The organism is Nocardioides sp. AN3, from assembly GCF_054653495.1.
In genome coordinates, this window is sequence record NZ_BAAIGC010000001.1 from 371,489 (window position 1) to 383,872 (window position 12,384).

At 71.2% G+C, this 12,384-nt stretch carries 13 protein-coding genes and 1 tRNA gene; 9 read left to right on the top strand and 5 right to left on the bottom strand.

What is annotated here, in order from left to right; translation table 11 throughout:
* The first annotated feature begins 79 nt into the window (after nucleotides 1-79).
* Nucleotides 80-565: a CarD family transcriptional regulator gene (locus tag ACYQ1K_RS01700; RefSeq protein WP_091120062.1), complete on the top strand. Its 486-nt coding sequence runs from the start codon at nucleotides 80-82 to the stop codon at nucleotides 563-565.
* Between the two features lie 74 nt (nucleotides 566-639).
* Nucleotides 640-1,212: a 2-C-methyl-D-erythritol 4-phosphate cytidylyltransferase gene (locus ACYQ1K_RS01705; protein ID WP_459980801.1), complete on the top strand. Its 573-nt coding sequence runs from the start codon at nucleotides 640-642 to the stop codon at nucleotides 1,210-1,212.
* Nucleotides 1,213-1,221: 9 nt separating this feature from the next.
* Here ACYQ1K_RS01705 and ACYQ1K_RS01710 read toward each other — a convergent pair whose 3' ends face one another.
* Complete coding sequence (locus ACYQ1K_RS01710) at nucleotides 1,222-1,899, bottom strand: IspD/TarI family cytidylyltransferase (protein ID WP_459980802.1); 678 nt, start codon at nucleotides 1,897-1,899, stop codon at nucleotides 1,222-1,224.
* 96 nt (nucleotides 1,900-1,995) lie between these two features.
* Between ACYQ1K_RS01710 and nirD the strand changes: the two genes are divergently transcribed.
* Nucleotides 1,996-2,349 carry a nitrite reductase small subunit NirD gene (nirD, locus tag ACYQ1K_RS01715; RefSeq protein WP_459980803.1) on the top strand — a complete coding sequence of 118 codons (354 nt, stop codon included), beginning with the start codon at nucleotides 1,996-1,998 and terminating at the stop codon, nucleotides 2,347-2,349.
* Here the strand turns inward: nirD and ispF are convergent.
* A complete protein-coding gene (gene ispF / locus ACYQ1K_RS01720) occupies nucleotides 2,315-2,851 on the bottom strand; it encodes a 2-C-methyl-D-erythritol 2,4-cyclodiphosphate synthase (RefSeq protein WP_459980805.1) in 537 nt (178 codons plus the stop codon). The genes nirD and ispF overlap by 35 nt on opposite strands.
* Before the next feature lie 70 nt (nucleotides 2,852-2,921).
* Between ispF and ACYQ1K_RS01725 the strand changes: the two genes are divergently transcribed.
* From ACYQ1K_RS01725 to rlmB, 3 genes are all read left to right on the top strand, one after another.
* The gene (locus tag ACYQ1K_RS01725) at nucleotides 2,922-4,445 is read left to right on the top strand and encodes a molybdopterin-dependent oxidoreductase (protein ID WP_459980807.1); all 1,524 of its coding nucleotides are present in this window, start codon (nucleotides 2,922-2,924) and stop codon (nucleotides 4,443-4,445) included.
* Between the two features lie 30 nt (nucleotides 4,446-4,475).
* Nucleotides 4,476-5,900 (top strand): cysteine--tRNA ligase, encoded by a 1,425-nt coding sequence (cysS, locus tag ACYQ1K_RS01730; protein WP_459980809.1) that lies wholly within the window; start codon nucleotides 4,476-4,478, stop codon nucleotides 5,898-5,900.
* Nucleotides 5,901-6,062: 162 nt separating this feature from the next.
* Entirely contained in the window at nucleotides 6,063-7,019 is a 957-nt protein-coding gene (gene rlmB, locus ACYQ1K_RS01735) for a 23S rRNA (guanosine(2251)-2'-O)-methyltransferase RlmB (protein ID WP_459980811.1), read from the top strand.
* A gap of 140 nt (nucleotides 7,020-7,159) precedes the next feature.
* On the opposite strand, the gene ACYQ1K_RS01740 is transcribed toward rlmB, so the two are convergent.
* A complete protein-coding gene (locus ACYQ1K_RS01740) occupies nucleotides 7,160-8,371 on the bottom strand; it encodes a DUF4032 domain-containing protein (RefSeq protein ID WP_459980812.1) in 1,212 nt (403 codons plus the stop codon).
* A gap of 27 nt (nucleotides 8,372-8,398) precedes the next feature.
* On the bottom strand, nucleotides 8,399-10,264 hold the full coding sequence (locus ACYQ1K_RS01745) for a glycoside hydrolase family 13 protein (protein WP_459980813.1): 1,866 nt from the start codon (nucleotides 10,262-10,264) through the stop codon (nucleotides 8,399-8,401).
* A 41-nt stretch (nucleotides 10,265-10,305) separates the two neighbouring features.
* Between ACYQ1K_RS01745 and ACYQ1K_RS01750 the strand changes: the two genes are divergently transcribed.
* From ACYQ1K_RS01750 to ACYQ1K_RS01760, 3 genes are all read left to right on the top strand, one after another.
* Nucleotides 10,306-10,378, top strand: a tRNA-Thr gene (locus ACYQ1K_RS01750).
* A 34-nt stretch (nucleotides 10,379-10,412) separates the two neighbouring features.
* Complete coding sequence (locus ACYQ1K_RS01755) at nucleotides 10,413-10,817, top strand: HNH endonuclease signature motif containing protein (protein ID WP_459980815.1); 405 nt, start codon at nucleotides 10,413-10,415, stop codon at nucleotides 10,815-10,817.
* 45 nt (nucleotides 10,818-10,862) lie between these two features.
* A complete protein-coding gene (locus tag ACYQ1K_RS01760) occupies nucleotides 10,863-11,426 on the top strand; it encodes a dienelactone hydrolase family protein (protein WP_459980817.1) in 564 nt (187 codons plus the stop codon).
* 68 nt (nucleotides 11,427-11,494) lie between these two features.
* Here the strand turns inward: ACYQ1K_RS01760 and pdxY are convergent, their stop codons facing one another.
* Nucleotides 11,495-12,346 (bottom strand): pyridoxal kinase PdxY, encoded by an 852-nt coding sequence (gene pdxY / locus ACYQ1K_RS01765; RefSeq protein ID WP_459980819.1) that lies wholly within the window; start codon nucleotides 12,344-12,346, stop codon nucleotides 11,495-11,497.
* Nucleotides 12,347-12,384: the final 38 nt, after the last annotated feature.

Below are 12,384 nucleotides of genomic sequence, written 5' to 3' on the forward strand. Positions count from 1 at the left end.
CCTCTGACCTGCGGAAACGGAAATGGCTTAACCGAAGTCTCGTGGTAGACTTGGCTGTCTAGGAAGGGGTACCTGACATATGACTTTCACCGTCGGCGAGACAGTCGTCTATCCGAACCACGGGGCCGCGATCATCGAGGACATCGAGATGCGCACCATCAAGGGGGAGGAGCGTCAGTACCTCGTCCTTCGGATCATCGCACAACAGGACCTGGTCGTCCGGGTTCCTGCCAACAATCTGGATCTGGTCGGCGTCCGCGACGTCGTCGACAAGGACGGTCTCGACCGCGTCTTCGAGATCCTGCGCGCCGCGCACGTCGAGGAGCCGACCAACTGGTCGCGCCGCTACAAGGCCAACCTGGAGAAGCTGCACAGCGGCGACGTCATGAAGGTGGCCGAGGTCGTGCGCGACCTGTGGCGCCGCGAGCGCGACCGCGGCCTGTCGGCCGGCGAGAAGCGGATGCTCGCCAAGGCGCGGCAGATCCTGGTCTCCGAGCTCGCCCTCTGCGAGCGCACCAACGAGGACAAGGCGGAGGCTCTCCTCGACGAGGTCCTCGCCAGCTGAACCGGTGAGACGGACCCTGGGGCGAATGCCCTGGGGTCCGTTGCCGTCTCCGGACGTCATACGGTGGGGCCGCCATGACCACCGATCAGTATGACGTCGACCCGATCTCCCCGACCCTCGGCACCGTCATCGAGGGCGAGCGGGGCTCGCTGCCCTTCGCGCTGATCCACGGCGAGGCTCTCGTCGGCTGCGCCGCGTGGGCGCTCGGAGATGCGGGGGTCACCCTCGTCGACCACGGCACCGCCTGGGCCGCGCTGGTCGAGGCGGACGAGCCGGTCGTCCTGCACGACGCCCTCTGCCCGATGACGCCCGCCTCGTTCCTCGTCGAGTGCGTCCGGGTCAGCGAGGCACGCTCGGCGGTCGTCGTCGGCGTGCGGCCCGTCACCGACACGGTCAAGCAGATCGAGGACGGGTACGTCGGCGCCACGATCGATCGCGACGGACTCGTCGTCGTCACCTCGCCGATCGTCCTGCCCGCCGAGGTGGTCGCGTCGCTGGAGGGCCTGGCGTCTTACGACTTCGCGACCCTCGCCGGCATGCTCGCCGCGCGCTTCCCGGTCGTCACGCTCGAGGCGCCGCCCGAGGGGCGGCGGGTGGGCTCGCTCGACGACGTGCGCCTGCTCGAGGCGCTCACCCGCCCGGTCTGAGGCCGGCCCTCAGCGCTCCAGGAGGGCCGCCACCGTCGTGAGGTCCTCGACGAAGGTGACCTTGAGGTTGAGGGGCGAGCTGGGCACAGCGGCGACCCGGACGTCGCTGTACGCCGCCAGGCAGGCCGCCGTGTCGGTGGCTTCGAACCCGTCGGCGTTCGCCGCCGTGTGGGCCCGCAGGAGCTCGGCCGCTCGGAAGGCCTGCGGGGTCTGGACCCCGACGACGCCCGGGTGCGGACGGAGCCCGGCGCGATCCGCGACGCCCGCCATCGCGACGACGGGGATGGCGCCGCCGACCTCGCGGGCGACGCTGATGGTCGCGGTGAACAGCTCCGGCGAGGCGAGCGGTCTGGCGCCGTCGTGGATGGCCACGACGTCGATCTCCCCCTCCTCGATGTCCGCGCGGAGCGCGCCGAGCGCGGCCCACTCCGAGGCATGCCGGGTCTCGCCGCCCTCGACGATGAGCACCTCGCCTGTGCCGAGCACCGGGACGACCGTCTCGGCGACGGCCTCCTGCTCGCCGGGCCTGACGACCAGCACGATGCGGCGGACGTCCTCCACCGCCAGGGCCGAGCGCAGCGACAGGCCGAGCACGGTCGTGTCGCCGAGCGGGAGCAGCACCTTGTTGACGCCGGCGCCGACCCGGGACCCGCTGCCGGCGGCGAGGACGACGAGCGCGCTGGACATGACACGGGAGGTTAGCGGCCGCGCTGTGACCGATCGTTTTCCTGGCTGTTACATGGCGAAACAGGCCCAGAACATGCCGCGCCTACGTTCGAGGTCGTGACGGGCGCGGACGAGTGGCAGCCGGTCTGTGACGTCGGCGACCTCGAGCTCGACCGCGGCGTCACCGCCCTCGTCCACGGCCAGGCGGTGGCGATCTTCCGGATCGCCGGCGACCACGTCTACGCGCTCGGCAACCATGACCCCTTCGCGAAGGCCTCCGTCATGGCCAAGGGGATCGTCGGCCTGCGGGGCGGGGTGCCGTTCGTCGCCTCGCCGGTGCATCGGCACGCGTTCGACCTGCGCACAGGTCGATGCCTCGAGGACGCCCACGTCGGCGTGCCGGTCTATGAGGTGAAGGTGGTCGACGGAGTGGTCCTCATCGGTCATCGGAAGGTGCAGCCGGTGGCCTAGCCGGGTCTGCACTGCCTGTCGGGCCAGCGCCGTCGGCCCACACCAGTGCGGTCGCGATCGCCGCGACGCCCTCCCCGCGGCCGGTCAGCCCAAGCCCGTCCGTGGTCGTCGCCGAGATCGACACGACGGCGCCGACGGCCGCCGCGAGGGCTGCCTGCGCCTCGGCGCGCCGTGGGCCGACCTTCGGACGGTTGCCGATCACCTGGATGGCGACGTTGCCGATCTCATAGCCCGCCGCCCGGACGAGCGCGGCCGTCTCGCCGAGGAGCCGTGCCCCGGAGGCGCCGGCCAGCTCGGGGCGGTCGGTGCCGAAGTGGGACCCGAGATCGCCGAGGCCCGCGGCCGACAGGAGGGCGTCGCAGGCGGCGTGGGCGGCGACGTCGCCGTCCGAGTGGCCCTCCAGCCCGACCTCGGAGTCCGGCCAGGACAGCCCGGCGAGATGGAGAGGGACACCGGCCGCCAGCCGGTGCACGTCGGTGCCGATGCCGATGCGGGGGATCACGGGTCAGATCATGCCGGAGACACCGAGCGGCCCCGAGACACCGTGCGGGCCGGGGTGCCACGATGGGGCCGTGACACAGCGGCGTAGCGCCTGGGCGCTGTCCGGAGCGCTGTCGGCGTTGGCAGGGCTGGCCGTCAGCACCCTGGTCACCAACGTCATGGGCGGCGACGAGACCCCGGTGACGGCGGTCGCCGAGCGCATCATCCGGCTCACGCCCGGCGCGGTGGCCGAGCGGGCGATCCGGTCGGTCGGACACGCCGACAAGCCGCTCCTGGTCGTCGGCGTCGTCGTGGTGGTCACGCTCCTGAGCGCGCTGATCGGAGCCGCCGCACGACGCAGCTCCGTCGGTCTCTGGCTGCCCGCGGCGGCGTACGGCGTGCTGGCGGCCGTCGGTCTCGCTGCCGTCCTCGCCCAGCCGGCACCCCACCTGCCGGGCGTGGTCGGCGTCGTCGCCGGATACGTCGCCTGGCTGCTCGTCTTCTCGCTCCTGACCCGTCCGCTGACCCGATCGCCGAACGAGCCGGTCGACGAGGTGTCGCGACGGCAGTTCCTCCTTCGCGCCGGTCTGGTCGCCGCCGGCGCGGTCGTCGCGACGTACGGCGGCCGCCTGGTCGGCCGGCACCGCCGCGAGGTGGAGGCGGCCCGTCGGGCGCTGCGGCTGGAAGGCGTCACGCAGCCGGTGGTGGCGCGTTCCTACGACCTCGACGTCCCGCACCAGCCGCCGTGGCTGACCCCGGTCGGCGACTTCTACCGCATCGACACCGCCATCGTGCCGCCGGCCGTCGCGCCGGCCGACTGGCGGCTGCGGATCCACGGCATGGTCGACCACCCCGTGGAGCTGACCTTCGAGGACCTGATGGCCAAGCAGGTCACCGAGGGCTGGATGACGCTCAACTGCGTCTCGAACGAGGTCGGAGGCGACCTCATCGGCAACGCCTGGTGGAGCGGGGTGAGGATCGCGCCGCTCCTGGCCGCGGCCGGTGTGCACCCGGATGCGGACGGCGTGCTCCAGACCTCTGCGGACGGATGGACCTGCCTGACGCCCCTCGAGGCCCTCACCGACGACCGCAACGCGATGCTCGCCCTCGCCCAGAACGGTGAGCCGCTCGCGGTCGAGCACGGCTTTCCTGTCCGGATGATCGTGCCGGGCCTCTACGGCTATGTCAGCGCCACCAAGTGGGTCGTCGACCTCGAGGTGACCCGCTTCGACCAGGCGCAGGGCTACTGGACCGACAAGGGCTGGAGCGCGCGCGGCCCGGTGAAGGTCGCCTCCCGCGTCGACGTGCCCCGGTCCGGGGACACCGTGGCCCGCGGTGCGGTGACGGTCGCCGGGACCGCCTGGCAGCAGCACACCGGCGTGCGTGCCGTCGAGATCTCGGTCGACGGCGGCGCCTGGCAGCAGGCGGAGCTGGCCCGCGCACCGGGCGTCGACACGTGGGTGCAGTGGCGCACGAGCGTCACCCTGCACGCCGGTCGTCATCAGGTCCGCGTGCGGGCGACGAGCGCCGCCGGGCAGGTGCAGACCGGTGTCCGTGCCGCGCCGGCGCCCAACGGCGCCACCGGCTGGCACACCGTGGAGTTCCGCGTTTCCTGACCCGGCAGCCGTGTTCTCTAGACTTGCCGGGTGATCAGGCTCTACGACACCGCGACGGCTGCGGTCCGCGACTTCGTCCCCCTCCAGGAGGGGAAGGCGTCGCTCTACGTCTGCGGCCTGACCGTGCAGTCCGAGCCGCACGTCGGCCACGTGCGCAGCGGCGTCAACTTCGACGTGCTTCAGCGCTGGCTGCGCCACCGCGGCTTCGAGGTGACGTTCATCCGCAACGTCACCGACATCGACGACAAGATCCTCGCGAAGTCCGCCGACCAGGGCCGCCCTTGGTACAACCTCGCCTACGACATGCAGCGGTCGCTCAGCAAGGCCTATGAGTCGCTGAACGTCGCCGCGCCGACCTACGAGCCGCTCGCGACCGGCCATGTGCCGGAGATGGTCGAGCTGATCGAGGCGCTCATCGAGAAGGGGCACGCGTACGCCGCAGCCGACGGCTCGGGTGACGTCTACTTCGACGTGCGGTCGTGGCCGGCGTACGGCGAGCTCACCCACCAGCGTGTCGACGACATGGAGGCTGCGACCGACGCGACTCCCCAGGAGACGGCCGAGCGGAAGCGCGACCCGCGCGACTTCGCGCTCTGGAAGGGCCGCAAGGAGTCCGAGCCGGAGACCGCGTCGTGGCCGAGCCCCTGGGGTCGAGGCCGTCCGGGCTGGCACATCGAGTGCTCCGCGATGGCCGGGAAGTACCTCGGACCCGCCTTCGACATCCACGGCGGCGGTCTCGACCTGCGCTTCCCGCACCACGAGAACGAGCTGGCGCAGTCGCGCGCCGCTGGGCGCCCCTTCGCGACGTACTGGATGCACAACGCGTGGATCACCACCGCCGGCGAGAAGATGTCGAAGTCGCTCGGCAACTCGTTGACGATCCCGGCGGTGCTCGAGCGGTTCCGGGGGATCGAGCTGCGCTACTACCTCGTCTCCGCCCATTACCGCTCCCACGTGGAGTTCTCCTTCGAGGCACTCGAGGAGGCGGCGTCGGCGTTCCGCCGCCTCGAGTCGTTCCTCGAGCGGGCCCTCGAGGTCGTCGGACCCGAGGACGCCGGGCTGGGCTCGGAGCTGCCGGAGGCGTTCGTCGCCGCGATGGACGACGACCTCGGGACACCGGCCGCGATCGCCGTGCTGCACGACACCGTGCGTGAGGGGAACCGGCTGATCGCCGACCGTGACGTCGACGGCGTGCAGTCGGTCCTCGGCTCGGTGCTCCTCATGCTCGACGTGCTCGGCCTCAACCCCGCCGACCCGGTCTGGGGCCCGGCCACTGGCGCCGACGAGCAGCTGACCACCGTCGTCGACGCGCTCGTCCGTGGTCTGCTGGACCAGCGGGCCGCCGCGCGTGAGGCCAAGGACTGGGCCTCGGCCGACGCCGTGCGCGACCAGCTCAAGGCCGCCGGCGTGGACATCACCGACACCCCCGAGGGGCCGAAGTGGAGCGTCTCGTGACGGCAGAGGTTTGGACAGACGGTCTCGATACGCTCGCTAGCGCTCGCTACTCGACCTTCGAAAGCTGCGCTGGTCGAGTGGCCCGAGCCTCTGGGCGAGGGCGCATCGAGACCACCGACGTCGCTGGCACTCGCCCAGTCGACCACCGAGAAGGACACTGACGTGGCAGGCAACAGCCAGCGCAAGGGCGCGATCGTGAAGCCGGGCAAGAAGAAGGGCGCGACGGTCGGGTCCGGTGGGCAGCGCCGCCGCGGCCTCGAGGGCAAGGGCCCGACGCCGAAGGCGAAGGACCGGCCCTACCACAAGGCGCACAAGGCGGCCGAGCTCGCCGGGCGCTCCGAGGCGAAGCGCGCCGGCGGCCCCCGCAGGCGGACCAGTTCCGACGCCGAGTGGATCATCGGCCGCAACCCGGTCGTCGAGGCGCTCCGGGAGGGCGTGCCGGCCAACGCGGTGTACGTCGCGGAGGGCGCCGATCGCGACGCCCGGCTGCGTGAGGCGTTCCAGCTGGCCTCCGAGCACGGCATCGGCCTGCTCGAGGTCACGAAGACCGAGCTCGACCGGCTCACCGGCTTCAACGGCCACCAGGGTCTTGCGGCGCGCATCCCGGCGTACGAGTATGCCCACCCCGACGACCTGCTCGACCGCGCAGCAGACGCCGGTCAGCCGCCGCTCATCGTCGCGCTCGACCACGTCACCGACCCGCGCAACCTCGGTGCGATCGTCCGGTCGGCGGCGGCGTTCGGGGCGCACGGCGTCGTCGTCCAGACGGACCGCTCCGTCGGCATGACCGCCGCGGCCTGGAAGACGTCGGCGGGCGCGGCCGCACGCATCCCCGTCGCGCAGGCCGTCAACCTGACCCGGCAGCTGAAGTCCTACCAGGACGCCGGCTGCATGGTCGTCGGCCTCGACATGGAGTCCGACGTGTCGCTGCCGGACTTCGACCTCGGCGACGGCCCGCTCGTGGTCGTCGTCGGCGCGGAGGGCTCCGGCCTCAGCCGCCTCGTCTCCGAGACCTGCGACCAGATCGTGTCCATCCCGATGGTCAACGCGGTCGAGTCGCTCAACGCGTCCGTCGCCGCCTCGGTGGTGCTGTACGCCGTGTCGCAGGCGCGGGCCTGAGCTGCGCCGCCCCGGACGTCATACGGAGTGGTTGTCAGAGCAGCCGGCTCGCATGACGTCCGCGCCGACGCTCGCCCGGGACGTCATACGGAGTGGTTGTCAGAGCAGCCGGCTCGCATGACGTCCGCGCCGGCATTGGCTCACTCCGGCTCGGCGGCGAGCGCCTCCTCGGGCTTCTGGGTGAGCACGGTGTCGACGTAGCTGCGGGCGGCATGGAGGAGGGGGATGCTGCGTCCGGCCTGCTCGGACAGAAACCACCGGTGCACGAGGACCTCGTGGAAGATCTCCGCGGGCTCCAGCTTGCCGCGCAGCTCGAGCGGCACGAGTGCCTGCAGCGGCTCCCACACCTCGCGCAGCCACCGCTGGGCCACGACCTCCCGGGGCAGGCGCCCCAGGCCGCGCGAGCTCGTGTAGGCGGCGATGTCGTTGAGGAGCCGGCGTGCCTGGGCGTCCTCGGCGACGATGCCGGTGAGGTTCTGCAGCTCACGGGCGTGGTGGCCGAGCTCGACGACGCGGGGCTGCAGGCGGATCTCGTCGCCGTCGATGTCGGTGACGATGTCGATCTCCTCCACGTCGAAGCCCAGGTCGTTGAGGCGCTCGATGCGCTGTTCGATGCGCCAGCTCTCCTCAGCCGAGAAGGTCTCCGCGGACGTCAGCTCCTCCCAGAGCTGGTCATAGCGCGTTCGCAGCCGGTCGATGACGGCCTCGGGCTCGATGTCGGCCGCGTTGCCGACGCCGCTGGCCATCACGTCGAGCAGCTCGGCGTAGACGTTCTCGGTGCCGACCGTGACGTCGTACTCCCGCATGTGCGGCGACAGCGACTGCTTGAGCTCCCCGGTCTCAGCGTCGACCAGGTAGGCGGCGAAGCCGCCGGCGTCGCGCCGGAACAGCACGTTGGACAGGCTCACGTCCCCCCAGTAGAAGTCGGCCAGGTGCAGACGGACGAGCAGCACGACGAGCGCGTCGATGATGCCGTGGACCTGCTCGGGCGCGAGGCCGTGCTCGAACAGGCTGCGATAGGGCAGCGAGAAGGCCAGGTGCTGGGTGACCAGGGCGGCGGGGAGGGGCTGCCCGTCGTGGTCGGGCCGGCCGGCGACGACCGCCTGCGGCACGACGGCCGGCAGCTGCATCCGCTGCAGATCGCGCAGGAGGCGATACTCCCGGAAGGCGATGTCCTCCTGGGTCTCCTTCACCGCATAGACGCGGGTCCCCAGCCTCACGATCCGCACCACGTGTCGCGACAGACCGCGGGGGAGCGGCACGACCTGCTCGGTCCACTCCTCGAGCGGGGTGTCCCAAGGGAGCGTCAGGATCGCCGGGTCCGGGCGGTTGGCGACGATGCGAAGTGCCACGGCCCTCAGTGTGTCACCGGTGCGGGGTCACGTGAGCCGCCAGAGCGAGACGGTGGCGCGCTCGGCGGCCGGGACGGTCCCCGCGAACGTGCGCTCGTCGCCCGTCGTGCTCAGGAGGAGGTCGCCGGCCGGCAGATCGACGGCGATCTCGGGGCCGGGAGACCTGCGGGCGGCCACGAGGATCGTCTCGTCGGGGTGCTCGCGCACGTAGACGAGGGAGTTGTCGTCGACGTACGCCCACCGCAGGCCGCCGCGACGCAGCGCGACGTGCCGGCGACGCAGGTCGGCGAGGGCGCCGTACGTCGCCAACGTCGCGGTGTCCCACTCCTCCCGGCGGTCCCACGGCATCGGGCGACGGCCGTCCTCGCCGTTGACGCCCTCGAGGCCGAGCTCGTCGCCTGCGAACAGCATCGGCACGCCCGGGAGCGTGAACTGCAGCCCAGCCGCGACGCGATGCACGTCGGGGTCCTTGACCAGCGTCCTGATCCGGGCGCTGTCGTGGCTGCTGAGGATGTTCCACGACTGGGTGGTCGCCCGCCAGCCGTAGCGCGCCCGCCATTCGTCGAGGCTGCGGCGCACGAGCGATCCCGGCCGGCGTGGGACCGGGACCGGTCGCCCGAACGGGCGCGCATCGGTCGTCTCCGCCCGCAGCCACGACCAGACCGGCCACGAGAAGCCCGAGTAGTTCATGGTCCCGTGCCAGCCGTCGCCGTCGATGTCGGAGGAGGCGTCGTGGTTGTGCTCGCCGATGACGAACGTCTCCTCGCGCTGCTGCGCGGCGGTGGCTCGGATGATGCGGGCGACGTCGTGGTTGACGTCGATGTCCCCGAGCCGGCCTGTCATGTTGGCGACATCGATGCGCCAGCCGTCGACGTCGTACGGCGGCCGCAGCCACCGTCCCACCACCGAGTCGGGCCCCTCGATCATGACCCGGCGCAGCTCGTCGTTGGCGTGGTTGAGCTTCGGGAGGGTGTGGTGGCCCATCCAGGTCTCGTAGCCCTCGCCGAGGAAGTAGTACCAGTCCCGCGTCGTGCCGCCCTGCTGCGCCTGGCGGAACCACTCGTGGGTGTCGCCGGTGTGGTTGGAGGTCAGGTCGCCGAGGAGGCGCCAGCCGCGCTCGTGGACCGCCCCGCTGAGCCGCTGGTAAGCCTCGTCGCCGCCGAGCAGCGGGTCGACGTGGCCGAACGTGCTCGCGTTGTAGCGGTGGTTGCTCTCGGCAGGGAAGACGGGTGTCGTGTAGACGATGTCCGCGCCCGTCTCCTCCAGGTGGTCGAGGTGGTCGACGATCCCGTCGAGGTCGCCACCGAAGAGCTGCAGTGGCGTGCGCGGGTCAGAGCTCTCGAAGACGACGGTGTCGTCCCAGCCGGCGGGGACCGCCCAGGTCGGTGTGGGGCGCTCGTCGGCCCGCTTGCTCCTGGCGAAGCGGTCGGGGAAGACCTGGTAGACCACCCCGTCGCGCGCCCAGTCCGGCGCCGGGTCGTAGGTGGTGACCTTGAAGTCGAACGTGTCGCTGCCGTCGTAGGCCACCTCGCCCGCCGCGGTCAGCCACGTCTGGGTCCCGTCGGCGCGCTCCAAGAGGAAGCGGTAGTGCGTGACCGGGTTGCGGATCGGGAGTTCGCCGCACCACCAGGCCGCGCCGGCTTGTGTCGTCTCGTGGGTCGTCTCGTGGGTCGTCTCGTGGGTCGTCTCGTGGGTCGTCTCGCGGGTCGTCTCGCGGGTCATTACGTGGTACGTCGGCTCCGCGTCGTACGTCGTCCGGACCCACATGCACACGATCGGGTCCTCGGTGCTCGCGCAGACGCGGACGCTCACCGTGCTGCCGAGCGCAGGTGCCTCGTCGGAGAGGTAGAGCGGGGAGCCGTCGTGGTGTGGCCGGCCGAGGAGGTCGAGCATGCCGTCATTGTCTAGGATGGCGTCCGGCCGCTCGCGGCCACGCCGGTGTAGCTGAGTTGGTACAGCAGGGTCCTTGTAAGACCAAGAGCGCAGGTTCGAGTCCTGTCACCGGCTCAAATTGTCGGAGGCAGAATCTATTGTGCCCGACATGAAGACATGTCTTTCCTGCGGCGCTGAGATGACCAAGCGCAGCCAGTTCTCCTACTGCAGCAACGCGTGCCAGCGAGCACACGAGCGTGCGCGGAACGTCGCCCAGTGGCTGGCGACGGGCGTCGGCGAGCCAGCCGGAAATCATCGACATTACATTCGGCTGTACGTATTCGAGCAGCAAAGCGGGCTCTGTGCGATCTGTGCCTGCCCGGCGCTGTGGATGGAGGCGGAGCTCCGGTTCGTGCTCGACCACATCGACGGCGACGCCTCGAACAACAAGCGCGAGAACCTCCGCCTGATCTGTCCGAACTGTGACAGCCAGCTGCCGACGTACAAGAGCAGGAACCGCGGCCGGGGGCGGGCCTGGCGCAAGCAGCGGTACGCCGACGGCAAGTCGTACTAGGAGCACCTCTCGGCGGATGTCGGTGCGGGTCCGTAGGGTCGGGGCATGGCCGAGATCCTGTTGCTCCACCACGCGCTCGGACTCACCACGGGCGTCCACGAGTTCGGTGGCGCGCTGCGCGATGCCGGGCACACCGTCCACACGCCGGACCTCTTCGGGCAGACGTTCGCCACCGTCGAGGAGGGCGCCGCCTTCGAGGAGTCGATCGGCTGGGAGGGCATGATCGAGCGGACCGAGGCGGCGGCGGAGGGCCTGCCGGCCGAGCTCGTCTACGTCGGCATGTCCCTCGGCGTCGTCTACGGCACGCGGCTGGCGGTGCTGCGACCCGGCGCGCGTGGGTTCGTCGGCTTGTTCTCCCCGGTCCCTCCGCAGAACGTCGCCGGTCCGTGGCCGGAGGGGGTGCCAGCGCAGTACCACTGGATGAAGGGCGATCCATGGGTCGACGAGGGGGCGCCCGAGGCGCTCGTCGAGCAGATCCCGCACGCCGAGATCAACGTCTACGACGGCAAGGGTCACCTGTTCGCCGACCCGAGCAGCGACGACTTCGACGCGACGGCCGCCGCGCTGGCGATGGAGCGGATCTTGGCCTTCCTCGGCGCGCTCGGCTGAGGGTCGGGTCTCGATACGGGTCTCGATACGCTCGCTGGCGCTCGCTACTCGACCAGCGAGATCGCGTGTCAGCGAAGCTGGCGCACCTCGAAGCGGGACGGCGGCGCAGCGATCGCGTCCTGCGCCGCGACCAGCTCGAGCTCGCGGCGACCGGACGCCAGCGTCGTCTCGAGGATGGCGAAGAGCGTGTTCGCGGTCAGCCCGAGGGCGGTGGCAGGGGAGCCCGTCGTGCGCAGGTGGGCGAGGTAGACGGCCGCCGTCACGTCGCCGCCGCCGTTCGGGGTGATCGGCAGCAGCGGGGTCGTGACGGCCCAGGCGCCGGCGTCCGAGACGGCGACGAGGTCCAGCTCCTCCGATCCCAGGGCACCGTGGACCACCGAGGTGACGAGGACGTCCCGCGGGCCGGTCTCGCGCACGACGTCGACCGCATCGACGACCTCGTCGAGGGTCGTGGTGGTGCGCCCCGAGAGGAAGTCCAGCTCGAAGTGGTTGGGCGTGATGATGTCGGCCGCCGGCACCACCTTGTCCCGCATGAAGTCGGGGATGCCAGGCCGCACGAAGAACCCTCGGCCGACGTCGCCCATCACCGGGTCACAGCAGTAGACAGCGTCAGGGTTCGCCTCCTTCACCCGTGCGACGGCGTCGAGGATGACCGCCCCGACCGCGGGGTCGCCCTGGTAGCCCGACAGCACCGCGTCGATCTCGCCCAAGGCGGAGCGCTCCGCGATCCCGTCGATGACCGCCGCCACGTCGTCCGGCGCGATGAGCGGTCCGCGCCACTCGCCGTACCCCGTGTGGTTGGAGAAGTTCACCGTCAGGACCGGCCACACCTCGTGGCCGAGCCGCTGCAGGGGAAACACGGCGGCGGAGTTGCCGACATACCCGAACGCGACGTGGGACTGGATCGACAGGATCTGCACTTGCCCATCCTGGCGCCCCGCGCCAACGCGCTCCAACC

What these genes read in the sequence shown, in the direction of transcription:
- ACYQ1K_RS01700 (WP_091120062.1), top strand. Translation starts at nt 80, where the DNA reads ATGACTTTCACCGTCGGCGAGACAGTCGTCTATCCGAACCACGGGGCC.
- ACYQ1K_RS01705 (WP_459980801.1), top strand. Translation starts at nt 640, where the DNA reads ATGACCACCGATCAGTATGACGTCGACCCGATCTCCCCGACCCTCGGC.
- ACYQ1K_RS01710 (WP_459980802.1), bottom strand. Translation starts at nt 1,899, where the DNA reads ATGTCCAGCGCGCTCGTCGTCCTCGCCGCCGGCAGCGGGTCCCGGGTC.
- ACYQ1K_RS01745 (WP_459980813.1), bottom strand. Translation starts at nt 10,264, where the DNA reads ATGCTCGACCTCCTCGGCCGGCCACACCACGACGGCTCCCCGCTCTAC.
- ACYQ1K_RS01755 (WP_459980815.1), top strand. Translation starts at nt 10,413, where the DNA reads ATGAAGACATGTCTTTCCTGCGGCGCTGAGATGACCAAGCGCAGCCAG.
- ACYQ1K_RS01760 (WP_459980817.1), top strand. Translation starts at nt 10,863, where the DNA reads ATGGCCGAGATCCTGTTGCTCCACCACGCGCTCGGACTCACCACGGGC.